The following is a 25751-nucleotide window of genomic DNA, read 5'->3' as shown; positions in this document are numbered from 1 at the left end:
CGGTCATCCCACCGGGTGCCGGGGCGGTGTGGCCAGGTGCGGGCGCACGCTCTTCACCATCATCCCCATCTCGTAGCCCAGCACCCCCGCGTCCGCCTCGCGTCCGGCCAGCACCGCCAGCACCGCGCCGTGCCCGGCGGACGAGACGAACAGCAGCGAGCTGCTGAGCTCCGTCACGATCTGCCGCACGTCCCCGCCGTCGTCGAAGTGCCGGCCCGCGCTGCGCGCCAACGAGTACAGCCCGCTGGCGAGCGCGGCCAACTGGTCCGCGGCGTCGTTGTCGAGCCCCTCCGCTGCCTTCACCAGGCCGTCCGAGGACAGCAACAAGGCGCTTCGGGTGTGCGGCACCCGGCTCACCAGCCCCGCCAACAGCCAGGAAAGGTCTTCGCTCGCCACGATGGTGTACTCCTCTTCGGCAGAAGGAAACGGCTTGCGGGACGGAGCCCCGGCCTTCAGGGTGGTCTCGGCCATCAGGGTGTCTCCGCTTCCTCGGCCCTGCGCAGGCCGGACTGGAACGCGGCCATCAGGCCCGGGTCGTGTGCGACGTCCTCGAAAGCACCGGCGCCGCGGACCGGGTGCGGCCGTTCGACGGCCTGGTCCTGGCGGCGGCGCTGAGGCAGCCGCGGACGGTCGCCCTCGCTGTCGGCGGACACCGGGGCCGGCTCCGGTCCGGAATCGGACACGGGTGGATCCGCGACGGCGGTCATCTCTGTCGCCCGGGGGTCCGCGGCCTCGGGCTCCACGGGGGCCTGCGGCTCGGCGTCAGGGGCCGGAACGGTGTCGTGCGCGGGCGCTGCCGGCTGCGGGCCGAGCAGTGCGCTGGGCAGCACCATGACGGCCTGAGTGCCGCCGTAGACGTTGCTCAGCAACCGCACGGCGACATCGTGTCGCTGAGCCAGGACGGAGACCACGTACAGGCCGATCCGGCCGTCCTGCAGCAGCTCGCCGAGGGCGACCTCGTCGGGTGCGCTCAAAACGGTGTTCATCTGGTTGCGTTCGCCCGGGGACATGCCCAGACCCCGGTCCTCGACCTCGATCGCCAGCCCCGCCGCGACGGGCTCCACCCGCACGTGCACGGTGGTCTGGGGCGGGGAGAAGACCGTCGCGTTCTCCAGCAGCTCGGCCAGCAGGTGAACGACGTCGACCACGGCGTGGCCGCTGACCGTTCCATCGATGGGCGGGACCAGCTTGACCCGGGCGTAGTGGTCGATCTCCGCGACGGCGGAACGCAGCACGTCGGTCAGGCCGACGGGGCGGGTCCACTGGCGGTGGGTGTTCGCGCCGCCGAGCACGGCCAGGTTCTCGGCGTAGCGGCGGATCCGGGTGGACAGGTGGTCCACCCGGAACAGCCCCTTGAGCAGGTCGGGGTCCTCGACCTCGTTCTCCAGGTCGTCCAGCAGGCCGATCTCCCGGTGCACCAGGGACTCCAGGCGGCGTGCCAGGTTGGCGAACACCTCGAACTGCGCCAGCCGGGAGTCGTGTTCCGAGCCGACCGCACCGGCGGCGGTCTCCAGCAGGGCTGCCTCCGCCTCGTTCCGGGCCGTGGCGATCTCGAATCCGAGGCGGGAGAGTTCGTCCGGGCCGGTCCGCGGCGGCAGTTCCGGCCGGCACCGCGCAGGCCGCTCCCCGGCCCGCAACCGGCGGCACAACATTGCCAGTTCGGCCCTGCCCTCGGCCGTGGTACGGGTCAGCTCGGCCAGCTCGGCACGGTTCCGGTCGGCCGCGCGGGACAGCTCCGCCCAGTGGTGGGTGACCGCTCGTGCCTCCGCCGAAGCCCGTACGCCCGCGATCCCGGACGCCAGGGCGCCGATGAGGACCACGCTGCCGCAGACCACACCCTGGTCCGCCCGGTCCAGGTGGCCGTCGCCGACGAGCGCGGTGGCCACCGCGGCGGCCACGGTGACCACGCCCGGCGGCAGCACAGAGGACAGCGTCAGACGCCGCCTCAAGGACCGGGCTCGCGACTCGCCCGTGACACAGGAGGTCACGGGCGACGCCGGCCGGGCGCCCGGCGGCATGGAAGGATCAGGCATAACAGTCCCCGGACGGTGTGATCATCGGGCCGATCGCGCACGTTACCGCGCGCCGGAACCCCGGCGTCAGCCCCTGGCCCGTACAGAAATCGAACCGTTGTCCTTCGGCTACGCTCCGAAGCGCCCGCCCCGGGCGAGTGGGCGGGGACAGGGCCACCAGCTCGGGGGTTCCGGGAACGCGCCACCGAGCGAGGTCCGCCCGCGCCGCTTCCTTGTCCCTCTGCGCCCGGTTGCTCCATCGCGTGCGGGCGGCGCGATCACGAGTGCGAGCTCGACGACGAGTCGACCTGGCAGTACCAGGACGCCCCTTATTGCGAGCCGGAGCAGATCCCCGGCACGCCGAACGTCTACATGGGCATGGAGCAGTTCAACGACACGCCCATCGTCAACGGGGTCGCCTACCCGAAGGTGACGCTCCACCACCGCCCCGTCGATCACGGGTGCCCTCCCGGTCCGATCTCCCCCGCCCCGTCGCGGCTGGGCACCCCAGGCCCGGCGGTGCCGGTCTGGGGTGGCCCGGGCTGCGCGTACAGGATGTCTCGGGCCTGTTCCGCGGCGCGGGCGAGGCTCTCGCCGACGAAGTCGACGAAGCGGGCGATGTTCTCGAGGCGGGCGGCGGCGGGGGTGTCGGGGCCGAGGAGGGCGACGCCCTGCCGTGCGGTCTCGGCGAGCTCGGCGTTGGACCGGGCGGCGGCGATCATTCCCTGGTACCAGACGTCGTTGTCCACTATGTAGCGCTCGCGGCGGCGTTCGTCGCGTTCCCGGCGGATGAGGCCCTGGCTCTCGAGTTGCGTGATGGCCTTGGAGATCGATGCCGGGCTGACCTGGAGGTGCCGGGCGAGTTCCGACGCGGTGAGGCTGCCCGTGTCGTCGGTGTAGAGGCAGGTCAGCACCCGGGACATCATCTTCGGCAGGCCCTGCCGCATCAGGAGGGTGGTGAACGCCTCCTCGTACTCGCGCACCGCCTCGGCGTCACGGCCGTGGGCCTGCGGGGCCGCCTTCGCGTCCCGGGGCGTGGTCTGCCTGCGGCGGTGGGCGCGGTGTTCGGTCGCGCGGTGGGCGAGGTCGGCGCGGTAGGCGGTGGGGCCGCCGTTGCGCATCACCTCGCGGGTGATGGTCGAGGTCGGACGGTCGAGACGCCTGGCGATCTCCGCGTAGGCGAGGCCGTCGGCCAGTCCCAGCGAGATCTGCTGGCGTTCCTGCTGGGTGAGTCGGCCTCCCGGCATCGCGGTCTCCTTCGTGTTCCGTGGTGGCGCCCACTATAGCGTTCACTCTCACTTCATTGCAACGAACGTTCCTGGTGCCGTTGCGTTAGCGCCACACCCGTTGCAACGAAATACGTACTCCTGCCTGTGCTTACTGTGATGCAACGCAATAAGCATGTTGCCGAACCAATGAACGCAACGTAGCTTTTCCCTCGTCGGAAACAACGGGCCGCACGGGCCCGGCGACACAGAAGAGGGAGCACACCATGCAGAAGTTCGACACCTCCGCCCCGGTCTCCGCGGTCCTGGACATCCCCTCGGGGCACATCCGGTTCATCGCCGCCGACCGGACCGACACCACGGTCGAGGTACTGCCCGCCGACGCCTCCAAGGGCCGCGACGTCAAGGCGGCGGAGGAGACCGAGGTCGCCTACGCCGAAGGCGTGCTGCGCATCCAGACCCCTGCGGCGAAGAACAGGATCCTCGGCCCCTCCGGGTCCATCGAGGTGACCGTCCAGTTGCCGGCCGGCTCCCGCGTCGAGGCGAAGGCGGCCCTCGCCGAACTCCGGGGCGTCGGGCGCCTCGGTGACGTCACCTTCGAGGGTGCGCAGGGCTCGGTCAAGCTCGACGAGACCGCCGGCGCCCGCCTCAGCCTCCAGGCCGGCGATGTCACGGTCGGCCGCCTGGGCGGCCCCGCCGAGATCAGCACCCAGAAGGGCGACATCAGCGTCGCCGAGGCCCTGCGCGGTGAGGTCACCCTGCGCACCCAGCACGGCGAGATCACCGTCGGCGCCGCCCGCGGAGTCTCCGCCTCCCTGGACGCCGGCACCGGCTACGGCCGGATCCACAACGCGCTGCGGAACTCCGACGGCGCCGCCGCCGGCCTGGCCATCCACGCCACCACCGCCTACGGCGACATCACCGCCCGCAGCCTCTGAATCCGCAGACGGCAAACAGCAGACAGTAAACAAGGGGGCACCTCTCATGACCGACCTGGCCATCGCGGCGAACGGGCTGCGAAAGTCCTACGGCGACAAGACCGTCCTGGACGGCGTCGACCTGGCCGTGCCGGAGGGAACGATCTTCTCCCTGCTCGGCCCGAACGGCGCCGGCAAGACCACCGCCGTCAACATCCTCTCCACCCTCATCTCGCCCGACCCCGACAGCGGCCCCCTCCGCGTCGGCGGTCACGACCTCGGCACCGAAGGGCAGGCCGTGCGCGCCGCGATCGGCGTCACCGGGCAGTTCTCCGCCGTCGACGGCCTGATCACCGGCGAGGAGAACATGCTCCTCATGGCGGACCTGAACCACCTCACCCGGCGCGAGGGGCGCCGGGTGACCGCCGGACTGCTGGAGCGCTTCGACCTCACCGACGCCGCGAAGAAGCCCGCCTCCACCTACTCCGGCGGCATGAAGCGCCGTCTCGACATCGCCATGACCCTGGTCGGCAGCCCCCGCATCATCTTCCTCGACGAGCCGACCACCGGCCTCGACCCGCGCTCCCGGCACAACATGTGGCAGATCATCCGCGAACTCGTCACCGGCGGCGTCACCGTCTTCCTCACCACCCAGTACCTGGAGGAGGCCGACCAACTCGCCGACCGCATCGCCGTCCTCCACGGCGGGAAGATCGCCGCTCAGGGCACCGCCGACGAACTCAAGCGCATCGTCCCAGGCGGTCACGTCCGGCTCCGCTTCACCGACCCCGCCGCCTACCAGAGCGCCGCCACCGCCCTGCGCGAGGTCACCCGGGACGACCAGGCCCTCGCCCTGCACATCCCCAGCGACGGCAGCCAGCGCGAACTGCGCTCCATCCTCGACCGGTTGGACTCCGCCGGCGTCGAGGCCGACGAACTGACCGTGCACACCCCCGACCTCGACGACGTCTTCTTCGCCCTCACCGGCGGCGCCGGCATTCCGAACCAGCCCAAGGAGAACGCCCGATGAGCACCATCGCCCTCGCCCTGCGCGACTCCTCCACCATGCTGCGCCGCAACCTCCTGCACGCCCGGCGCTACCCCTCCCTCACCCTCAACCTCCTGCTCACCCCGATCATGCTGCTGCTCCTGTTCGTCTACATCTTCGGCGACACCATGAGCGCCGGTATCGGCGGCGGCAGACCGGACCGCTCCGCCTACATCGCCTTCGTCGTCCCCGGCCTGCTGCTGATGACCATCGGCAGCACCGTGGTCGGCACCGCGGTCTCCGTCTGCAACGACATGACCGAGGGCATCATCGCCCGCTTCCGCACCATGGCGATCCACCGCGGCTCGGTGATCATCGGACACGTCATCGGCAGCGTCCTGCAGTCCGTCATCAGCGTCGTCCTCGTCGGCGCCGTCGCCGTGGCCATCGGCTTCCGCTCCACCGACGCCACCCTCTGGGAATGGCTCGCGGCGTTCGGACTGCTCGTACTCTTCTCCACCGCGCTCACCTGGATCGCCGTCGGCATGGGCCTGATCAGCCCGAACGCCGAGGCCGCCGGCAACAACGCCATGCCCCTGATCCTGCTGCCGCTCCTGTCCAGCACCTTCGTCCCCATCGACGCCATGCCCGGCTGGTTCCAGCCCATCGCCCAGTACCAGCCGTTCACCCCCGCCATCGAAACCCTGCGCGGACTCCTCCTCGGTACCGAGATCGGCAACAACGGCTGGCTCGCCATCGCCTGGTGCCTCGCCCTCGCCGTCCTCGGCTACCTCTGGTCCGCCAAGAAGTTCGACCAGGACCCCAGGTAACCGCCATGACCACGCGGGCCATCCCCGCACCCGTCCCACCCCGGGGCGGCGTACACCGACACCCGTCGACGTACGCCGCCCTGCCGGCGTGCGAGCGGGAAATCGGCACGTACTGCTTGCGGAACGCGACCAAGCCGATGACGTCGCCGGGCGACACGCCCAACGTCCCTGACACCGCCGCCCGTTCACACACGCGACCCCGCGGAGGAGGATGGCCGCCATGACGGATGAAGGCTCCTCCATCGACCCCACAAGGCCCAGTATCGCCCGCGTCTACGACTACCTGCTCGGCGGCAAGGACAACTACGCCGTGGACCGGGAGATCGGCGACGTGTTCAAGCGTGACCTCCCTGGTTCGGTGGCGATCGCCTTCGCCAACCGCGCGGCGCTGATCCGGGCTGTCGAAGAGATCGTGACGAAGTCCGGCGTGCGGCAGTTCATCGACCTGGGCAGTGGTCTACCGACCGCCGACAACGTCCACCAGGTCGCGCAACGGCACGCTCCGGAGTCCCGGGTCGTGTACGTCGACATCGACCCCCAAGTACTGGTCCACGGAGTTGCGTTGCTGGAGGAGAACGACCGGACCCGGGTCGTCGCGGGCGATGTACGCAACCCCGAGGACGTCCGTACCCACCCGGATACCCTGGAGCTGATCGACTTCCGACGCCCCGTCGCCGTCATCCTCAGCGCCGTCCTGCACCACGTGAACGACGAGGAGGACCCGGCCGGGATCGTCCGCTACTGGCGCGACCAGGTGCCCCCGGGCAGCTACTTCTTCCTCAGCCACTTTCGCTCCGGCGACAACCCGGAGACGGGGGAGGCCGAGGGAGTCCTCCAGCAGACCTTCGGCCGCGGCCGGTGGCGCACCGACGAGGAGATCGAATCCCTGCTGGACGGCTTGGAGATCCTCGACCCCGGGATCGTTCCCGCGTCGCTGTGGCGCCCCGCCGTCGCTGACAGCCCGAGCCACAGTGGCGGCGACCAGGAGATCACTGTCTGGGAGCGTCTCATCGCCGCGGGGCTGGCACGGAAGTCCGACCAGGACTTGTCCGGCCGATCACCGGGCCTGCGTGATGATGGACGTGTGTCGCGACGGGTGTCATGATCATGCCGTAGCCGGACGTGGGCCCAGTGGGCAGGGGAGAGACCGTGAAGCTGTACCTCGCCGTGCCGCTTGTCCTGTTGGCGCTGTTCATCGCCGCCTCCGGCGTTGCGGCGGTTACCAGTGGCTGGGTGCTTCCGATGAACCGGCGCCATGTTCGCGCCCCGCGGATCTACGGCTGGGGGCAACTGGTGGTGGCCTTTGCGCTGTGCTGGCAACTGGTCTTCGGGTTGATGATCAGCGCTTCCGGCGCTCGGCCATTGGGAACGCTGATCGGCGCCGCGATTCTCCTTGCCGGCCTCATCGTCATGATGGTGGGTCAGCTCACCGGTGGTGACGGGAAGGGCGGCGGCACACCGTAACCCCTGTCCGAGCGGTCAATTCGGAGCCAGATGACAAGGGCAGCCGCTGTGGCGGTACCAAGGAAGACGTAGCCGCGCTTGTCATGGCGGGTGGCGACGGCCCCGGACTGCTTCAGCCTGCTGATCGGCACCGGCTGCATGCTGATGGGCCCGCACGATGGTGGAGTCCACCGAGATGTCCCGGTCGACCTCTCCCGCGACGTCGGCAGCGGCCTGGATTCAGATGGTCAGGCCGCCCGCCGCGAGCCGATCGCTCATGTCGCCGCCCAGGGCGGAACCCGATGCCTGAGTCTCGTCGAGGAGCCGTTCGAAGGCCCTGAGGCGACGGAATGTCTCCGCGTACACCGCCTGCTTCTCCAAGGGAAGCTGCAGAACCTGCAGGCGCCGGATGTCGACGCGGGAGGAACTGGAGGCGTGGGTGCCGGCCTGGCGGCCGTTGGCCGGAGCGCGCAGGCATCCGGCGAGGAAGTGGGGGTCGAGCTTCTCCGAGTCCACCCGCAGGGTGTAGAGCTGCGGACCGAGGGCCATCGGAGGGCCCTCGTGCACCCATGCCCTGAAGGCCCGGATCACTCCGGCGACCACGACATCGCCCTCCTCGGCGACGGTGTGCGCCGATCCGGTGGTCAGCAGCCCGCTCGGAGTGCCGTCGTGCAGCAGGTCGGCGATGGTGAGCAGCGGTACGGCGGTCCCGCTGACCGGTGCCGTCGTTTCCGGGGGCTGCTGACCGGCGCCCAGTGCCAGGGCGCCGGCCTTGACGAGGTCGCCCACGGTCGTCGTGGTCTGCTGAGTGCCGGCCTCCACGTCGAGCACGGAGAGATACCGTGCGTGATCTGCCAGCTCGGTGAGCAGAGCCCCGAAGGCGTCCCACCGCACGGCGAGCTCCTTCGGGGACGGCTCCGACGCCGAGGCCGTGTAACGACCCGGGGTGACGTCCACCTCGTCGTCCAGAAGGTCGATCAGGGGAACGCGTACCGCGTCCTGCGGTGTCTCCCGGTCGGGATGGTCGAGGGCGGCGAGCGCGGTGAGGACGAACGAACCTAGAGCGTCCCAGTCGGGGCTCGGCTCGCGAGTCCCGGGTCGTGCGAACCGGGTGGCGTCCACCAGCAGGGCGTCCTGGCTCGGGACAGTCGCCGCGGGGCCGTCCGGCGCCGCGCGCAGGACCCACAACTGCAAGGAGACGCTGTGCGGTTGGGCGCTGCCCGGGGGCAGTGACACAACCGCCCTGAGCGCTCCGGTGCGCAGCAGCGAGCCGCGGATACGACGGCCCGCCTTGCGTGACGCGACCGCGGGTGGGAGGACGACCACGGCGGTACCGCCGGGCTTGAGATGGGAGAGGAGGTGCTGCACCCAGGCCAGTTCGGGCTCGGTCCGTGGGGGCAGCCCATGAGTCCAGCGCTGGTCGGTGGCGAGTTCCTCGTAGCCCCAGTCACGTTCGTTGAAAGGCGGGTTGCACAACGCGATGTCGGCCCTGGCCCCGCTGAAGGGATCCTCCCGCAGCGCGTCGGCCGTGGCGATGCGCGTACGGACGTCACGGTCCTCCGTGACGAAATCGAGCCGGGCGGCTGCCAGTGCCGCCAGCGCCGGATCCTTCTCGCAGCCGAGCAGTTCCAGCCGCGGGCCGTCGTACTCCTGAGCGGCCGCGGCGGCCAGGTGACCCGTGCCGCATGCCGGATCGAGGATGGTCAGTCCGCCGTCCTCCTCCGAGCCGAGGCGAACGCCGAGGGCGATCCGGGTCATCAGTGTCGCCAGTGGCGGCGGTGTGGTGCTGAGCTGCCGGACGTGGGTTTCCAGCCATCGTTGCAGCAGGAACTCGAAGGTCTCGCGCGGCCCCTCCGCGCGCCCCAGCTTTGCCGCTTCTGCCACCAACTCACGGGCGTGTGAGGAGAGTTCGGGATGGGCGATCCGTGCCCGGGGGGAACGCATCCGGCGGGCGGCCTCGGCCACGGTCAGCCCCGACTCGTTACGGCTGCCGAGCACCTCGAAACGCGGCCAGAGAAGCTCCCTGCCGCCGATGTCCTTGAGCTTGCCGTTGTCCCGCAGCCACTGTTCGACCTCCGTCAGCGAGAACTGCGGGCTGACATCGGTGCCCCCGATCCGCGTGGGAAAGGAGTCGTGGCGCCGCCGCCAGTTGCTCACCGCGGCTCGCCCGACACCGGCGATCCGGGCGATTTCGGCAAGGCTGACGGGTACGGCGTCCGAGGTACTCATCGATCAGTCTCCGAGGTACTTGGCGGCTGGGTTGGTCGGTGTCCCAGCGACCGTAATGTTGTGAGGCTACTACGCTCATTGACTTTGTTCACAGAGTTCGCGTTCCACCTTTATGTGTGGGAAATGTGGAGGTCAAGGCATATGCCGGGTCCGACGCCCGGGGTGGTGCTCTGCAAGGTTCAGCTGGGAGACGCGGGCGGCCGCGCGCCTGGCGCCGACGAGGCGCCGCCCCCTGAATGTGTCTCTTTGACCTCATGGTTCGACGACGGTCGAGCCTATTGCCACCATCCATCCGAGCAGGCTCGAGCGCCCGCAGATGAAACTCGCCTCTTGTGAACTCAGTACATGGCTCGCATACTGATTTCGATCAACGTTGCCCCCTCCCGGCAGGCGCGCGCGTGGCTCGGGGGAATCAGTGATCGGCTCAGACGGCATGGCCAATGCGGCCGTTGTGGCAACGAGCTGTCAGAACACCTGTACCGCGACAAGTACTGCCGCCACGTCACTTGCAAACCGCACCCTCAAACGGAGTCACCCATGTCCCGATACCGACGTGCCGCCGGCACCGCGCTCCTCGTCGCCGCCGTGCTCGCCGTCGGCGGCTGTGGGAGCGACGCCGAACCCTCGGCTGCGGACTCCTCTGCCACCGCTCCTGAGGACGTGGCCGAGACGCAACCGACCCCGTCCAGCAGCGCGTCGGACTCGGACGCCGAGCCGGAGGAGACGACGGCCGAGGACGACACCTCGATCGAGGACGTCCTGTCCGCCGCGGGTGTCGACGACGACTTGGTCAACCGGCTCGGCGAGGTGGGCGATGCCAACAACTACGGGCTCGGCGACGGCGTCGAGACGAGCCTGGAGGACCGCCGTCAGCTCGCGGTCGCCCAGGTCGAAGCCTGTCGCAACGTGGCCGTCGGCTATCGGACTTGGAGAGGCATTCGGTATGCGGACGAGGCGAACGGCGGGACCGAGGAGCAGGCCGCCGCGATGGCCGACTTCCTGCGGACGGAGTTCTGTCCGCACGTGACACCGTTCAAGGAAGCCCCCCTTCCCGGCCAGACCCTCGGCGGACCGGCCGAGGACGACGACGGCGGCCGGGGGCTCGCCTCGCCGGTGACCTGGTGGGACGGACGCTATCCGCGGGTCTCGTGGTCCAAGGCATGTGCGGCGCAGACGGGAATGCCCGTCGGTGACCCCGTGGCCTACCGCCTCGCGAAGGACGAGGTCGTCTGCGCCACCGTCCCGCCCGCCGCCGCGCTGAGGAAGCACATCATCAACGTGGACGTCGTGTTCTCGTCCCCCGTCGACGAGGACCGGGCAGGGCAGGCCGCGCTCGCCCTGCTTCCGTCCGACGCGTCCGCGACGGAGCCGACGGAGGGCACCAACCCCGACTGGTCGTACCTGGGCGGTGGCTGTCTGAACATCAACTTCCGTACGGCGACCATGAAGGAACTGATGGACGGGCTGCAGGACGATCCGGAGCCCTGGGCGTCCGCCCTCTACTACTCCGACGGACAGATCGAGGACGGAGCCGTCGGGGACTACACCGGCAAGGTCAAGCAGATCTCGCTCTCCACGGGCGCCAACGAACCCGGGACGTCGGGTGACCTGACCTGCTGACGGTCACGGCCCCGGAATTCCCGTCGACGCCTCCACGCCCGTTGCTTACCCTGGCGACATGGCCCACGCGAAGACCTCCTACGTCTGCTTGCCGTGCCGGGCCTCCTACAAGCAGCCCTACGACCGGGACAGGCAGCGGGTCTGCCCCCGCTGCGCTCAGCCCCTGATCCACGTCGGCTCCGCGTTCGCCGCACCCCGCCGCCGGGACATCGCCGCCTGGCGGACGCTGTCCGTGCTGCTGCACGCCGGCGTCCGCTTCCACAAGAGCTGCTGCGGCGGGCCCGGTTACCGCCCCCGCACGCTGAGCGAGGTCCGTGAGCGGATGACCTACGCCCGGCGCAGCGGCGAGCCCTTCGCCAAGGCACTCGTACGGTACGAGGTGCCGTGACGCCGGCGTGGCCCTGAGGCGGGCGGCCGTGGTCGAGGACCGACCCGGCGCCCGCTCGAAGCCGCTCAGGCAGGACAGTCGGACAGGGTGGTGGCCGTGCCCCAGCGGATCATCAAGTAGCCGGAGCCGCCGATCTCCGCCACCGCGTAGCGGTCGTAGGGCCACGCGCCTCCAGCGCTCGCCCGCTCACGCACGAGCGCCCGGCATGCCTCACCGGCTGCCATGTCGGCCCATTCCTCGACGTGCCCCTGATTCCACCGCACGTAGTCCGACCAGACGTACATCGCCGAGTTGGCCGGGTCGAAGCCCACCTTGATCTGCTGGTTGCCCAGTACCCGATCGGTGCCGAGTTGCCGGCGCATCCCGTTGGTGCTCGTGATGATCTTCCTGGCGGCGGCGTCCGCGACCCGGATCTCGGCGCTGTCGGTGCTGGGGATCATCGCCTGCCCGAGACCGTCGTCGTCCGGCTCCCAGTCCTGCGTGGTGGTGCCGTCCGGGTCCTGCCCGGTGTCGTCGTCGGCGGCCGACCGGCACTCGGAGTTGGTGATGAAGTCGTCCTCCCAAGTGACCTCGGCGTCACGGGCGTCCGCCTCCTTCACCAGGACGTACTTGCGGTACGTCAGGTCCGGGTGCAGACGCAGGACGATGTCCCTCATCGTGAGGCACATGTTCTTGGCGATCTCCGTCTCCGCGTACATCACGCCCTGCTCGTCGGAGCTGAGCTTGTACGAGAGGTAGACCTCCCGGCGCGAGGTGTGGAACCGCACGGCTTCCGGCGTGAAGTCGACGCCCTCGCCCAGCTCCTGGGCAGCCACACCCTCGTCGTGCAGGACCGCGCGGGCCACCTCGTGCTCGCCGGCACCCTGTGCCGCTCGCGTCGCCCTCCAGGTATCCGCGGTCGCCGAACCACCGCTCGCGGTCTGCTGTCGTGCCGCCGTGTCGCCCTTCGCGGTACTGGCGGAAGGCTGCCGGGAACCGGTCGCGGAAGGAGGTGAGGCAGCCGCCGTGGGCGACGCCGCGTGCGTGTGCTTCCCGCTGTCACCGGGAAGCAGCGCCGCCGCTCCGCCGGCCAGGCCGCCGATGACGCCCGCCGCGAGGACCACCGCGCCGACCAGTCGCTTCTTCGAACGGCCCCGGTCCGGGGGCACGTGCCAGGCCGGATCGGTTCCGGCGGGCACGTCCCAGGTGGCCGCGACCATGTCCACGGCCGTCGCCGGCGTGGCACCGGCGCCGACCACCTGGGTGACCTGGGAGGCCAGCAGGACCGTGCACTCATGAGCGGCCTGGGCGGCCGACGGCCGGTCGCCCGGCTCTTGGACCAGAGCCTTCTCGACGATGCCGCGCAACGGTGCGGGGACGCCGTCCAGATCCGCCTCGCCCGACATCACGCGGAAGGCCACCACATCGGGAGCGCCGGCTCCGAACGGCAGCCGTCCGGTGGCGGCGTAGGCCACGAGCGCCCCCCACGCGAACACGTCGCCCGCCGGGCCCGCGGTGCCCGCGCGGTACTGCTCGGGGCTTATCCAGCCAGGGGTGCCGGTCATCACCCCGGTACGGGTGACGCTGGTGCCGTCGGCGGCGTGCGCGATGCCGAAGTCCAGCACGCGGGGGCCGGCGGGGGTGAGGAGGACGTTCTGCGGTTTCACGTCGCGGTGCACTACCCCGGCGGCGTGGATCGCGGCCAGCGCCTGTGCCGTGGCGGCCGCGAAGGCGTACAGGCTCCCCTCCGCGAGCGGTCCGTGCGTCGTCACGTGCTGGTTCAGCGTCGGCCCCGGAACATAGGCGGTGGCCAGCCACGGGGTGTCCGCCTCCGGATCGGCGGCGAGCACCGGGACGAGGTGCGGTCCGGTGACGCGGGACGACAGCTCGACCTCGCGCCTGAAACGCGCCCGGAATTCCGGCTCCTGCGCCTGCTCGTAGTGGATCACCTTTATTGCCACGCGCATGCCGTCGGAGGCGACTCCGGCATGAACCGTGCCCATGCCTCCGGCACCGAGGCGGCCGATGACCCGGTACGGGCCGATGCGGGAGGGGTCGCCGGGGCGCGCCGGCCGGACTCTGCCGGCGGGGCCGTTCTCGCTCACGAATGCTTCCTCGAACGTGCTAAGGCCTGAGCAGGGCTCAGAGGCTGGACGGGCTGGTCAGGGTCGGGAGTCAGGAGCCCGAGCCGGACCCGCGGGTGGTGCGTCAGCGGCCGGCGCAGCGCCTCCGGAGAGTCCTCAACTCCTCAACTCATCTAATCCTCTCTGCGCGTCAATGGACAGCCTGAGCGGCGATCTTGTAGCAATTCGTTGTGAACTCAGTACATGGACCTCATACTGGCAGGGTCCACGAACGGCTGACTCAGGGGCGGTCGAGGGCGGAGCATCCGGCGACCGAACGGGCCGTCACCAATGGGAGAGCTGGAGATGGTGGGCGTGTATGACGACGACGCGGCCAGAGCGAGATTCCTTGAGTTGGGGTGCGCCCCCGAAGAGGCCGACGTTCTGGTTCACGCGGGTATCGACCCTGACATCGTCGGCACCCGTGCCCGCGACGCCGTGGGGTTCGCCTCCGCCGCCGCGTTTCACGATCTGGCCGACCCCAACGGCTGTCTGGAGGCCGCGGGCGGCGATGCGGAGGAGGCGTGGATCGTCTGGTCGAGGAACTCCGTGGAGAGCCCGTTCTACGAAGGGAACGACTACGAGGGGAATGACGAGGGTGACGGAGGCGGCGACGACGAGGAGGCCGATGGCGACGGGTACGCCGGAGGCGATGGCGACGACGAGGGCGACGGCGGCTGCCGCGTCCATGGCCGGGTGAGTGCCTGCATCGGCACCGTGGGCCCTGGCGAGTACACCATCGACCTGTACGACGATCTGGGGCTGCCGGGCAACGCCTCCTTCGTGGACACTCTCACCTTCTCTCTGTCCGCACCGGCCGCAGCCGGTTCTCCGGGGGAGCAGGACGACCGCGTCATCAAGGCGGCCACCGAGGCGCTCGCCGCCTACGGGTGCGTCCCGGGATCCGAATTCCTCGGCGGTGGCGGCAGCTTCAGCGTCCAGGTGCAGGCCGGCGATCGCGCCGCGGAGTGGCTCGACGAGGACCAACGGTCGGTGGCGGCGAAGCTCGACCTGCTGCTCGCCGGGCTGCACGGCCCGCTGGACAGTTCGGCGGCTGTCCACGCAGGTCTGGACCGACCCCGCGTCGACGTCATACCGGAACCGCGTCCAGGCCGGCCGGGCCCGGACCCGGAAGGCGCCGCCACCTCGATCGTGGACTGGGACGACCGCGAAGCCTTCCTGCGGGAGGTCACCGCACAACAGCCGGACCATGTCGTGATCGAGCGGTATCAGGGCGGTTGGGCTGAGCGTCTTGACGGAGCGGAGGACGTGAAGCATCCCACTCTGCGTGGTCTGAGGCGTGCGCGGGCGCAAGCGGCGCGGTGCGATGACGAACTGAGCGGCTTCACCGCGGTGTTCCGCTCCGGCGAAGAGGCGCACCGTTACTCGGTCCAGGCCGACTGGGCGGAGGAACAGGACCGCCGCCTGAGGGGGTGGGAGCGTGACGTCCGGGCCGCGCGGGAGGAACAGGCTTCCTTTCCCCACCTCAAGCGGTGGGCAAAGGAGCTGCGCGAGGCTCTGCTGAACGACGAGCAGTACCTGGCGGCTCAGACGCCCTCGACTCAGGACCTTCGGGGCGCGGAACTCGCCCGCAGCATGTTCGGCTCCGACTGCCCGGTGCGGTCCGTCTACATCCGGCGCGCCCTCGTCAAGGCGCGGGCCGGGCGGGCCGACCTGCTCCTCGACAGGCAGCGGGAGCAGTGGAAGACCGCCATTCCGGCCTGGGCGGCACGGCTGGCCGCCACGGCGGACTTCCAGCAAGGCACGACCGCGGAACGCGCCATGCTCGCCAGCAACCTCCTGTACACGCACAACCCCGCGGCCGACACTCCCGAACTCGTCCGCCTGCTGCGCACCGAGGCTGCCGCTCTCCTGCTCTGAGCCGACACGAGTACCGCCGGGAGGTCCGCGCCTGCTGGTCACCGGCCGGGTAGCGGGCCCACCCCGTACGGGTCCCAGCCGTGCTGTGTTCGTCGCTGCCCAATCGGTCTTCTCCGGCCGTTCCGGCACCGCGGCGCGGTGCCGCGGCCGCGTCGAATATTCACTACGCACCGCCCGCTGCCGTCCCTAGACTCGGCATTCACCGCGCGCCCCACCGACACATCGGCGGCGTGCGCAGTGCGTCCACTGAACCGTGACCACCGAGGGGAGCCCGGCCGTGCGTGACCGTACCGCCGTCGTCGTTCCCCCGTCGCGGTCCGAGGTGATCCTGGTGTCCTCGTCCGTCCGGTGCCCGCTGCGCGGCCGGCACCGGATGCCCGCGACGACCCACTGACCCGGTTCATCAACCCGTAGGCCGCGAAGGCCGTTTCAGGGTTCCCCGTGTCACCTCGTCCGGGAGATCGCGCTGCCCCTTTCCTGATCCGCAGAAAGGCCACGGGCCGTGCGCACCAACCTCAGTACCCTCGCCGTCGTCCGCAACCTCGGCATCCTCGCCCACGTCGACGCCGGCAAGACCACCGTCACTGAGCGCATCCTGTATGCGACGGGCACCACCCACAAGCGCGGCGAGGTGCACGACGGCACCACCGTCACCGACTTCGACCCGCAGGAACGCGACCGTGGCATCACCATCTTCGCCGCCGCCGTGAGCTGTGCCTGGGACGGTCACCGCGTCAACCTCATAGACACCCCCGGCCACGTCGACTTCGCCGACGAGGTCGAGCGTTCGCTGCGTGTCCTCGACGGGGCGATCGCCGTGTTCGACGCCGTCGCCGGGGTCGAGCCGCAGAGCGAGTCGGTGTGGCGGCAGGCCGACCGGCACGGCGTCCCGAGGATCGCCTTCGTCAACAAGCTGGACCGCGCGGGCGCCGACCTCGACCGGGCCGTCGACTCGATCCGGGAACGGCTGCATCCGGCCCCGCTGGTCGTCCAGTTGCCGATCGGCGCCGAGGACGGCTTCACCGGCGTGGTGGACCTGGTGCGAATGCGCTCCCTGGTCTGGGCCGACGGCGAGAGTACGGCGATGGAGGGGCCGGTGCCGGAAGCGCTGCGCGAGGAGGTGCTGCGACGGCGCCGGGCGCTGGAGGAGGCGGTCGCGGAACTGCACCCCGCCGCCCTGGAGGAGTTCTGCGACCACGAGACCCTCTCCGCCGGCACCCTCGCCACCACGCTGCGCGACCTCACCCGCACCGGCGACGGCGTGGTCGTCCTGTGCGGCTCCGCCTACCGCAACCGCGGCATCGAACCGCTGCTGGACGCGGTGGTGGCCTACCTGCCGTCACCGCTGGACGTGCCCGCCGTGCGCGGTGTGCGCGAGGACACCGAGCAGCGGCCGGCCGCCGACCCCGAAGCGCCCTTCGCCGCCCTCGCGTTCAAGGTGAACGCGGGCAGCACCGGACGCCTCACCTATGTGCGCGTCTACTCGGGCGCCATCGAGAAGGGAGACACCGTGTGGGACCCGGGCACCGGCCGCACCGAGCGGGTGGCCCGGATCCTCAGGGTCATGGCGGACCGGCACGCCCAGCTGGACCGGGCGGTCGCCGGTGACATCGTCGCGCTGGCGGGCCTGAAGTCGGCGCGGCCCGGTTCGACCCTGTGCGATCCCGGCGCCCCGCTGTTGCTGGAACCGCCCGTGGCCGCCGAGCCCGTGGTGTCCGTGGCCGTGGAGGCACGGCTCGCCACGGACACCGGGAAGCTGGCGACGGCGCTGGCGCGGCTGGCGGAGGAGGATCCTTCGCTGGTGGTGCGCACCGACGGCGAGACCGGGCAGACGGTGCTGTCCGGGATGGGGGAACTGCACCTGGAGGTGGCGGTGGAGAAGATCCGGCAAGACGGCGGACCCGGGGTCACGGTGGGCCGTCCGAGGGTCGCCCACCGGGAGACCGTCGTGCGCGGCGTGAGCGGTCATGTCCACCGGCACGTCAAACAGGACGGTGGCGCGGGCCAGTTCGCCCATGTCGTCCTGGACGTCGAGCCTCTCGGGACCGAAGTCGGCACCACGGGATTCGAGTTCCGGTCCGTCGTGGTCGGCGGGCGGGTGCCGCGGGAGTACGTGCGCGCGGTCGAGGCCGGCTGCCGGGACGCCCTGACCGAGGGGCCGCTCGGCGGTCACCCGGTGACGGGGCTGCGGGTCACGTTGACCGACGGCTCCACCCATGTGAAGGACTCCTCCGAGATGGCGTTCCGCACTGCCGGCCGGCTGGGACTGCGCGGGGTGCTGGGCGCCTGCGCGATGGCCCTGCTGGAGCCGGTCGCCGAGGTCACGGTCACCGTGCCGGAGGACGCGGTCGGCGGCGTCCTCGGCGACCTCGCGGCCCGGCGTGGCCGGGTCACCGGCTCCGGGACGCGGGGCGGCGCGGCGGTGCTGACGGCCACCGTGCCGCTGGCCGAACTGTTCGGCTACGCGACACGCCTGCGCAGCCGCACCCAGGGGCGGGGCACCTTCACCACGCGGGCGGCCGGATACGCGCCGGCGCCGGTGAAGACCCTTGTTCGGTAAAGGCGCCCGGGCGGTCCGGTGCCAGAGCCACGCGCGGACGGCACGCAGGCCGCGCGTAGGCCACGCGTAGACCGCATGCGGGCCGCACCACGCACGAGCGCAAGGCGTGGTGCGGCCCGCACCCGTCCGGCAGCGCGGCAAACGGCCTGTTCAGGGAGCTGGTAGAGCAGAAAATCACCCTTGCCGGGCGATGCGGCCGGCCTCCGTGTCGGATGAGGTGGACGACGGACACCCCTGGCCCGGCTGCCCGGATGGGAAGGCGTGAGACGAGGATGACCGAGGACACCAACCGAGGTACGACACAAGGCACGGCACGAGGCGTGACCCGTGTCATGACACAAGGCACGGCACGAGCCATGCCGCGTCATGGCCGCGACCCCGTACGGAGGGCATGAGCCATGTGCCGCTGGCTTGCCTATTCGGGAACGCCCCTGGTCCTGGAAGAGGTCCTGTACCGGCCGAAACACTCGCTGATCGACCAGAGTCTGCACGCCAAGATGGGCGTCGAGACGACCAACGGCGACGGCTTCGGCATCGGCTGGTACGAGGAGCACGCGCGCACGCCGGCCGTGTTCCACGACGTCGGCCCGGCCTGGAGCAACCGGAACCTGAGGGAGATCGCGGGGCACGTCCGCGCACCCCTGTTCTTCGCCCATGTCCGGGCCTCCACCGGAACGGCCGTCCAGCAGACCAACTGCCACCCGTTCCGTCACGACCGCTGGATCTGGATGCACAACGGCGCGATCGCCGGCTTCCCCGTACTGCGCCGAGCCCTCCTCCTCGCCGTCGACCCGGCGCTCTTCCCGTCGATCGAGGGCAGCACGGACTCGGAGGTGATGTTCTACCTGGCCCTCACGTTCGGTCTGGCCGACGACCCGGCCGGTGGTGTCGCCCGTATGGTCGGCTTCGTCGAACAGCTCGCCCGGGAACACGATCTGGCGCCGCCGCTGCAGATGACGATCGCGGTCGCCGACGGGGAACAGCTCCTGGCCTTCAGGTATGCCAGCGCGGGCACTCCCAGGTCGCTCTACTACAGCAGCAGGGTGGAGGACATGCGGGCGCTGCACCCGGACACCGACTTCCTTCGAGGTGTGTCCGACGAGACCCGCCTGGTGGTGTCGGAACCCCTGGGCGATCTGCCCGGCGCCTGGAACGAGGTACCGGCGAACAGCTACGGAGTCGTCCAGGAGGGCCACGACCGCCTCCGCGACTTCCGGCCCGAGATGCCCTGACGGCCGCCTCCACAGGTATGACGCACGTCGTCCCACCAGCCGTCCGTCCCCTCCCACCAGCCGCCCGACCAGCCGCCCGTCTCAAACCAGCCGCCCGTCCAGCGCCACCCGCCAAGCCGGTGACGGCACAGGCCGCCCGGCGGGCCGTGGCCGCTGGCCGCCGCGGGTGAAGAACGCGGCCAGCGGAAGGACCGCGGCGCCCACGGTGACCGCGTCCGGGCCGAGCAGGCCGAGTTCTATGCCGACCCGGCCCGCCGGAAACCGCAGGGCCTGCGCGAGGGCGTGCTCGCGGACCTGGTCCAGGAACGCGCCGCCCAGTTGCAGTCCCGCCCAGCCGCCGATCAGCAGACGCTCGGGCTGGAAGAGGTTGATCAGATCGGACAGGCCGGCGCCCAGGTACTCGGCGGTCTCGGCGAGTACGGCCACCGCCACCGGGTCGGGTGCACGGCCGTCGGCGGGACGGGCCGCGGTGAGCAGTTCGGTCAGCGCCGTCTCCTCGTCCGCGCCGGCCGAGGGGCGTCCGCCCGCCTCCCGCCACCGTGCCACCAGCGCCTCCGCGCCCGCGTACGCCTCCAGGCAGCCCCGGGCGCCGCACCGGCACCGGCGCCCGCCGACGCGTACCGTCAGATGCCCCCACTCCACGGCCCGTCCCTGGGCCGCCTCCTCCGTGACGACGCACGCACCGACGCCCGAGCCGAACAGCACCACCACGGCGTTACGGGCCCCGCGCCCGGCGCCGAACCACATCTCGGCCTGCCCCAGGGTCTTCGCGCCGTTGTCGACGAAGTACGGCACCTCCGGCGGGAGTTGCCCGGCCACGGACCGCCGCAGCAGCCGCTCCAGCGGAACGGCGTCCCAGCCGATCGTCTGTCCGTGGACGACCGCGCCCTTCGCCTCCTCGATGATGCCGGGCACGCCGATGCCCACGCCGAGCAGGTCGCCGGTGACCGGACGGCCCGCGCCGAGCACCTCGGTGATGCCCTCGTGGACATGGCCGACGACGGCGTCGACGTCGTAGCCGCGCGGCCCCAACGGCCGCTCAGCCCGCGCAAGTTCACGCAGCCCCAGGTCGAACAGCTCCACCCGTACTCGCGTCTCGCCGACGTCGACCCCGATGAGGCACCCGCTGTCCGGCCGTATCCGCAGCAGCCGGCGCGGCCGGCCCGCCTCGGAGCCGACGCTGCCCGCCTCCTCGACCAGGCCGTCGGCCAGCAGTTCGGCCACGACGTTGCTGACGGAGCCCGAACTCAGCCCGGTCGCCGGGACCAGCGCCTGCCGGTTCATCGGCCCATCGAAATACAACCGTTGCAGAACGGCGCCCCGGCTCTCCCGCCGCAGGTCACGCACCGTACGGCCGCCCAGCCCTGCCACTCGACCTCCCTGGTTCGCGCACATTTCCGGCCCGCCGGACCGGATACCGCTGCCGGATCCCTTGACGAGCGTTTCTCTTGAGGTTTAACTCACATCCTAAATTAAGCCATGAGGGGCTTCGGAAGCCGAACGGGGTGTCGGCCTTCACGACCAGCCCCGAGGGGTATCGACTCCCGGAAAGGGACACCAGGAGCCATGCGCAGCATCCGAGCCGCGGCCGTAGGCGCCGTCACCATGTCTCTCGCCCTCGCGGCCACGGCCTGCGGAGGCGGTTCGTCGAGCGGCGGCGGGTCCAACGACTCGCCGAAGACGCTCACTTACTGGGCCTCCAACCAGGGCGCCAGCATCGCGGTCGACAAGAAGGTCCTGCAGCCCGAACTCGACAAGTTCCAGAAGCAGACCGGCATCAAGGTGAAGCTGGAGGTCGTGCCCTGGTCCGACCTGCTCAACCGGATCCTCACCGCCACCACCTCCGGCCAGGGCCCGGACGTGCTGAACATCGGCAACACCTGGAGCGCCTCCCTGCAGGCGACCGGCGCGCTGCTGCCGTGGGACGCGGAGAACTTCGGCAAGATCGGCGGCAAGGACCGGTTCGTCGACTCCGCGCTCGGCTCGACCGGCGTCCAGGACAAGGACCCGGCCGCGGTGCCCCTCTACTCGATGGCCTACGCGCTCTACTACAACAAGCAGATCCTCGCCGACGCCGGCATCTCCAAGCCCCCGGCCACCTGGGACGAGCTGATCGCCGACGGCAAGAAGATCAAGGCGAAGGGCAAGTCCGTGCTGGGCGCCGAGGGCGCCAACGTCTCGGAGAACATCCACCACGTCTTCGTCTTCGCCAAGCAGCACGGCGCCGACTTCTTCACCGCCGACGGCAAGCCCGACTTCACCAACCCCAAGGTGGTCGAGGCGGTCAAGCAGTACGTCGACCTGATGGCGAAGGACAAGGTCATCCCGACCGGCGACGCCGAGTACGCCCAGAACCAGTCCGTCAGCGACTTCGCCAAGGGCAAGCAGGCCATGCTGCTGTGGCAGTCCGCCGCCGCCAACCTCAAGTCACAGGGCATGAGCGAGGACGCCTACGGCATCGCCCCGGTGCCCGTGCGGTCCGGCACGCCCGGGACCGGTGCGCAGACCAACTCCATGGTCGCCGGCATCAACATCGCCGTGTTCAAGAACAGCCACAACCTCGACGGCGCCACGAAGTTCGTGAAGTTCATGACCAGCGACGACGAGCAGAAGATCCTCAACAAGGCCTACACCTCCATCCCGCCGGTCAAGGGCGCCCAGGCGGACACGGCCTTCAACTCGCCGTCCAACGCGGTACTCAAGAGCACCCTCGGCACCAGCGCGGCGGCGCTGCCGCAGGTCGCCTCGGAGTCGCAGTTCGAGACGACGGTCGGTACGGCCGTGAAGGACCTGTTCGCCGACGTCGCCGCCGGACGCGCGGTGACCACCGACTCCGTCAAGGCCAAGCTGGAGAAGGCCCAGCAGCAGATGCCGGCGGCGTGACCCGATATGACCTCCACCGCTCTGAAGGAGCCGGTGCGTCGGACGTCCCCCGGTGCGGCGCGCGAACCCCGCCGCCGCACCGGGCGGATCCGCCGCATCGGACTGCCGTACCTGCTGCTCCTGCCCGCCCTGCTGCTCGAACTCCTCGTCCACCTGGTGCCGATGGTCATCGGCATCGTGATGAGCTTCAAGGAACTCACCCAGTTCTACATCCGCGACTGGGGCAGCGCCCCCTGGTCCGGCCTCGGCAACTACAAGGTGTCGGTCGACTTCGACGCGCCCGTCGGCGAGGCACTGCTGCACTCGTTCTTCGTCACCATCGGCTTCACCCTGGCCTCGGTCGGCCTGTGCTGGCTGATCGGCACCGCCGCCGCGATCTTCATGCAGGACACCTTCCGCGGCCGCGGACTGCTGCGCGCCCTGTTCCTGGTGCCGTACGCGCTGCCCGTCTACGCGGCCGTCATCACCTGGGTGTTCATGTTCCAGCACGACAACGGCCTGGTGAACCACGTGCTGCACGACCAGCTCCACCTCACCGAGAAGCCGTCGTTCTGGCTCATCGGCGACAACAGCTTCTACGCCCTGCTCACCGTCTCGGTGTGGAAGGGCTGGCCGTTCGCCTTCCTCATCGTGATGGCCGGCCTGCAGAACATCCCCAAGGAGCTGTACGAGGCGGCCGCGCTGGACGGCGCCGGGATGTGGCAGCAGATCCGCCGCATCACCCTCCCGTCGCTGCGGCCGGTCAACCAGGTGCTGGTCCTGGTGCTGTTCCTGTGGACGTTCAACGACTTCAACACGCCGTACGTGCTGTTCGGCAAGGCCGCCCCGGAGGCCGCCGACCTGATCTCCGTCCACATCTACCAGGCCTCGTTCGTCACCTGGAACTTCGGCACCGGCTCCGCCATGTCCGTCCTGCTGCTGCTCTTCCTGCTGGTCGTGACCGGCGTGTACCTGCTGTTCACCTCACGCGGACGGAGGGCCGCCGATGTCTAGTCCCGGCACCCCGATACCCAACTCGCCGATGGCACCGCCCCGTTCCTTCCTGTGGACGCGGCGGATCTTCCTCACCCTGCTCACCGGCTTCGTCCTGGTGCCGGTGTACGTGATGGTCTCCAGCTCGCTGAAGCCGCTCGCCGACGTCACCGGCAAGTTCCGCTGGCTACCCAGCGGGCTGACCATCCGCCCGTACATCGACATCTGGTCCACGGTCCCGCTCGCGAAGTACTTCGTGAACTCCCTGATCGTGGCGGGCGCGGCGACCATCTGCTCGGTGGTCATCGCGGTGTTCGCGGCCTACGCGGTCAGCCGCTACGAATTCCGCGGCAAGCGCGTCTTCACGGTCACCGTCCTGTCGACGCAGATGTTCCCCGGCATCCTCTTCCTCCTCCCGCTGTTCCTGATCTACGTCAACATCGGCAACGCCACCGGCATCGCCCTGTTCGGCTCCCGCGGCGGCCTCATCCTCACGTACCTCACCTTCTCCCTGCCGTTCTCCATCTGGATGCTGATCGGGTACTTCGACTCGGTGCCGCGCGAGCTTGACGAGGCTGCGCTGGTCGACGGCTGCGGCCCGCTGAAGGCGCTGCTCAGGATCGTGGTGCCGGCCGCCATCCCCGGCATCGTCGCGGTCGCCGTCTACGCGTTCATGACCGCGTGGGGAGAGGTCCTCTTCGCGTCCGTCATGACCAACGACGCCACCCGCACCCTCGCCGTCGGCCTCCAGGGCTACTCCACCCTCAACGACGTCTACTGGAACCAGATCATGGCCGCCTCACTGGTCGTCAGCGTGCCCGTGGTGGCCGGCTTCCTCCTCCTGCAGCGCTATCTCGTCACCGGTCTGACGGCGGGCGCCGTCAAATGACCACCCTCCCGTATCACGAAGGGACTTCCGTGTCCGACCGCATCGACCTCGCCGCACTCCCGCACGACTTCCTGTGGGGCACGGCCACAGCGGCCTACCAGATCGAGGGGGCCGTCGACGAGGACGGCCGTTCACCCTCCATCTGGGACACCTTCTCGCACACCCCCGGGAAGATCGCGAACGACGACAACGGCGACGTCGCGTGCGACCACTACCACCGCTGGCGCGAGGACATCGGCCTGATGCGCCAACTCGGCACCAACGCCTACCGGTTGTCCATCGCCTGGCCCCGGGTGACCCCCGACGGGGCGGGCGCCGTGAACCCCAAGGGCCTCGCCTTCTACGACGAGTTGGTGGACGCCCTGCTGGAGGCGGGCATCACCCCGGCCGTCACCCTCTACCACTGGGACCTGCCCCAGGCGCTCCAGGACCGCGGCGGCTGGCCGGAACGCGCCACCGCCCTGGCGTTCGCCGAGTACGCCTCGACCGTCGCCGAACGCCTCGGCGACCGCGTCAAACTCTGGGCCACTCTCAACGAGCCCTCCTGCTCGGCCTGGATCGGACACCTGGAGGGCGCCATGGCCCCCGGCTGGACCGACCTGACCGCCGCCGTCCGCGCCTCCTACCACCTGCTCCTCGGCCACGGCCTCGCCACCCGGGCGATCCGCGCCGCCGTCCCCGACGCGCAGGTCGGCATCGTCAACAACCTCTCCACCGTCTTCCCCGCCACCGACAGCCCCGAGGACCTCGCGGCCGCCCGCCGTCACGACGGCCACGTCAACCGCTGGTGGCTCGACCCGGTGCACGGCCGCGGCTTCCCCGCCGACATGCTCGAGACCTACGGTGTCGAACTCCCGGAACAACCGGGAGACTTGGAAACGATCGCGGCACCGCTGGACTGGCTGGGCCTGAACTACTACTTCCCGGCCTACGTCGCCGACGACCCCGCCGGCCCGGCGCCACACGTCCGTTCGGTCCGCCGCCCCGACGTCCCGCGCACCGGCATGGACTGGGAGATCGACGCGAGCGGTATCGAGACCCTGCTGCTGCGCCTCACGGAGGAGTACGGCGCCCGGAAGATCTACGTCACCGAGAACGGCTCGGCCTACCCGGACGTGGTCCGCCCCGACGGCACCGTGGACGACCCGGAGCGCCAGGAGTACCTGGAGCGGCACCTCGCCGCCTGCGCCTCCGCCGCCCGCAAGGGCGCCCCGCTGGCCGGCTACTTCGCCTGGTCGCTGCTGGACAACTTCGAGTGGGCGTACGGCTACGACAAGCGCTTCGGCCTGGTCCACGTCGACTACCGCACCCAGGTGCGCACGATCAAGGGCAGCGGACACCGGTACGCGGACATCGTCCGCGTCCACCGCGGCCAGAACCGCCGGGCCGCCTGAGGCCCCCTGAGGCCGCCTGCTACGCCGGGCCGACTCAGGCCCCCTTGATGCGCCGGGCCGCCTGAGTCCGGCCCGGACGACCGGTGGGCGCGGGTGCGGGAACCCGCGCCCACCGGTTCCGCACCACTCGTTTCCCTGAACCGACTGGACTGTCATGCACGCGCCATAAACCGCACTGCCGGATC

General features: G+C 70.4%; 20 protein-coding genes and 1 pseudogene. 14 read left to right on the top strand and 7 right to left on the bottom strand.

Annotation, left to right across the window (positions count from 1 at the left end):
- Window positions 1-3: 3 nt before the first annotated feature.
- The 3 genes from ACFVVO_RS26430 to ACFVVO_RS26420 form a co-directional block, all read right to left on the bottom strand.
- Complete coding sequence (locus tag ACFVVO_RS26430; protein ID WP_390058273.1) at window positions 4-396, bottom strand: roadblock/LC7 domain-containing protein; 393 nt, start codon at window positions 394-396, stop codon at window positions 4-6.
- Between the two features lie 74 nt (window positions 397-470).
- On the bottom strand, window positions 471-1922 hold the full coding sequence (locus tag ACFVVO_RS26425; protein WP_390058080.1) for a sensor histidine kinase: 1452 nt from the start codon (window positions 1920-1922) through the stop codon (window positions 471-473).
- Between the two features lie 545 nt (window positions 1923-2467).
- Entirely contained in the window at window positions 2468-3259 is a 792-nt protein-coding gene (locus ACFVVO_RS26420; RefSeq protein ID WP_390058079.1) for a helix-turn-helix domain-containing protein, read from the bottom strand.
- A 245-nt stretch (window positions 3260-3504) separates the two neighbouring features.
- On the opposite strand from ACFVVO_RS26420, the gene ACFVVO_RS26415 reads away from it, so the two are divergent.
- The 5 genes from ACFVVO_RS26415 to ACFVVO_RS26395 all read left to right on the top strand — a co-directional run bounded on the left by ACFVVO_RS26415 (window position 3505) and on the right by ACFVVO_RS26395 (window position 7437).
- On the top strand, window positions 3505-4176 hold the full coding sequence (locus tag ACFVVO_RS26415; protein WP_390058078.1) for a DUF4097 family beta strand repeat-containing protein: 672 nt from the start codon (window positions 3505-3507) through the stop codon (window positions 4174-4176).
- 46 nt (window positions 4177-4222) lie between these two features.
- Window positions 4223-5185 (top strand): ATP-binding cassette domain-containing protein, encoded by a 963-nt coding sequence (locus ACFVVO_RS26410; protein WP_390058077.1) that lies wholly within the window; start codon window positions 4223-4225, stop codon window positions 5183-5185.
- Window positions 5182-5973: an ABC transporter permease gene (locus ACFVVO_RS26405; RefSeq protein ID WP_390058076.1), complete on the top strand. Its 792-nt coding sequence runs from the start codon at window positions 5182-5184 to the stop codon at window positions 5971-5973. Before ACFVVO_RS26410 ends, ACFVVO_RS26405 begins: the two co-directional genes overlap by 4 nt.
- Before the next feature lie 211 nt (window positions 5974-6184).
- Window positions 6185-7078 (top strand): SAM-dependent methyltransferase, encoded by an 894-nt coding sequence (locus tag ACFVVO_RS26400; RefSeq protein WP_390058075.1) that lies wholly within the window; start codon window positions 6185-6187, stop codon window positions 7076-7078.
- Window positions 7079-7122: 44 nt separating this feature from the next.
- Entirely contained in the window at window positions 7123-7437 is a 315-nt protein-coding gene (locus ACFVVO_RS26395; RefSeq protein WP_390058074.1) for a hypothetical protein, read from the top strand.
- 126 nt (window positions 7438-7563) lie between these two features.
- On the opposite strand, the pseudogene ACFVVO_RS26390 reads toward ACFVVO_RS26395, so the two are convergent.
- Window positions 7564-7656, bottom strand: a pseudogene (locus ACFVVO_RS26390) (transposase); the annotation flags it as partial.
- On the bottom strand, window positions 7657-9645 hold the full coding sequence (locus ACFVVO_RS26385; RefSeq protein ID WP_390058073.1) for an N-6 DNA methylase: 1989 nt from the start codon (window positions 9643-9645) through the stop codon (window positions 7657-7659).
- A gap of 537 nt (window positions 9646-10182) precedes the next feature.
- Here ACFVVO_RS26385 and ACFVVO_RS26380 point away from each other — a divergent pair.
- Window positions 10183-11265 (top strand): hypothetical protein, encoded by a 1083-nt coding sequence (locus ACFVVO_RS26380; RefSeq protein WP_390058072.1) that lies wholly within the window; start codon window positions 10183-10185, stop codon window positions 11263-11265.
- 58 nt (window positions 11266-11323) lie between these two features.
- Window positions 11324-11653 carry a deoxyxylulose-5-phosphate synthase gene (locus ACFVVO_RS26375; protein ID WP_390058071.1) on the top strand — a complete coding sequence of 110 codons (330 nt, stop codon included), beginning with the start codon at window positions 11324-11326 and terminating at the stop codon, window positions 11651-11653.
- Window positions 11654-11718: 65 nt separating this feature from the next.
- On the opposite strand, the gene ACFVVO_RS26370 is transcribed toward ACFVVO_RS26375, so the two are convergent.
- Window positions 11719-13737, bottom strand: a complete 2019-nt coding sequence (locus ACFVVO_RS26370; protein ID WP_390058070.1) for a serine/threonine-protein kinase — start codon at window positions 13735-13737, stop codon at window positions 11719-11721.
- Window positions 13738-14061: 324 nt separating this feature from the next.
- Here ACFVVO_RS26370 and ACFVVO_RS26365 point away from each other — a divergent pair, with 324 nt between their 5' ends.
- From ACFVVO_RS26365 to ACFVVO_RS26355, 3 genes are all read left to right on the top strand, one after another.
- The gene (locus ACFVVO_RS26365; RefSeq protein WP_390058069.1) at window positions 14062-15636 is read left to right on the top strand and encodes a hypothetical protein; all 1575 of its coding nucleotides are present in this window, start codon (window positions 14062-14064) and stop codon (window positions 15634-15636) included.
- Between the two features lie 502 nt (window positions 15637-16138).
- On the top strand, window positions 16139-18196 hold the full coding sequence (gene fusA, locus ACFVVO_RS26360; protein WP_390058068.1) for an elongation factor G: 2058 nt from the start codon (window positions 16139-16141) through the stop codon (window positions 18194-18196).
- A gap of 398 nt (window positions 18197-18594) precedes the next feature.
- A complete protein-coding gene (locus ACFVVO_RS26355; protein ID WP_390058067.1) occupies window positions 18595-19428 on the top strand; it encodes a class II glutamine amidotransferase in 834 nt (277 codons plus the stop codon).
- An 81-nt stretch (window positions 19429-19509) separates the two neighbouring features.
- Here the strand turns inward: ACFVVO_RS26355 and ACFVVO_RS26350 are convergent, their stop codons facing one another.
- Window positions 19510-20799, bottom strand: a complete 1290-nt coding sequence (locus ACFVVO_RS26350) for an ROK family protein (RefSeq protein ID WP_390058066.1) — start codon at window positions 20797-20799, stop codon at window positions 19510-19512.
- A gap of 195 nt (window positions 20800-20994) precedes the next feature.
- Here ACFVVO_RS26350 and ACFVVO_RS26345 point away from each other — a divergent pair, with 195 nt between their 5' ends.
- From ACFVVO_RS26345 to ACFVVO_RS26330, 4 genes are read left to right on the top strand one after another with little or no spacing between them, the layout of a single operon-like run.
- Window positions 20995-22311 carry an ABC transporter substrate-binding protein gene (locus ACFVVO_RS26345; RefSeq protein ID WP_390058065.1) on the top strand — a complete coding sequence of 439 codons (1317 nt, stop codon included), beginning with the start codon at window positions 20995-20997 and terminating at the stop codon, window positions 22309-22311.
- 6 nt (window positions 22312-22317) lie between these two features.
- Complete coding sequence (locus ACFVVO_RS26340; RefSeq protein WP_390058064.1) at window positions 22318-23304, top strand: carbohydrate ABC transporter permease; 987 nt, start codon at window positions 22318-22320, stop codon at window positions 23302-23304.
- Between the two features lie 28 nt (window positions 23305-23332).
- A complete protein-coding gene (locus ACFVVO_RS26335) occupies window positions 23333-24172 on the top strand; it encodes a carbohydrate ABC transporter permease (RefSeq protein ID WP_390058063.1) in 840 nt (279 codons plus the stop codon).
- Window positions 24169-25566 (top strand): GH1 family beta-glucosidase, encoded by a 1398-nt coding sequence (locus ACFVVO_RS26330; RefSeq protein ID WP_390058062.1) that lies wholly within the window; start codon window positions 24169-24171, stop codon window positions 25564-25566. Before ACFVVO_RS26335 ends, ACFVVO_RS26330 begins: the two co-directional genes overlap by 4 nt.
- The last annotated feature ends 185 nt before the right edge of the window (window positions 25567-25751 follow it).

The sequence above is a fragment of the Streptomyces sp. NPDC058145 genome, assembly GCF_042884245.1.
Classification (GTDB): domain Bacteria; phylum Actinomycetota; class Actinomycetes; order Streptomycetales; family Streptomycetaceae; genus Streptomyces.
This window is presented reverse-complemented; position numbering and strand designations above follow the sequence as displayed.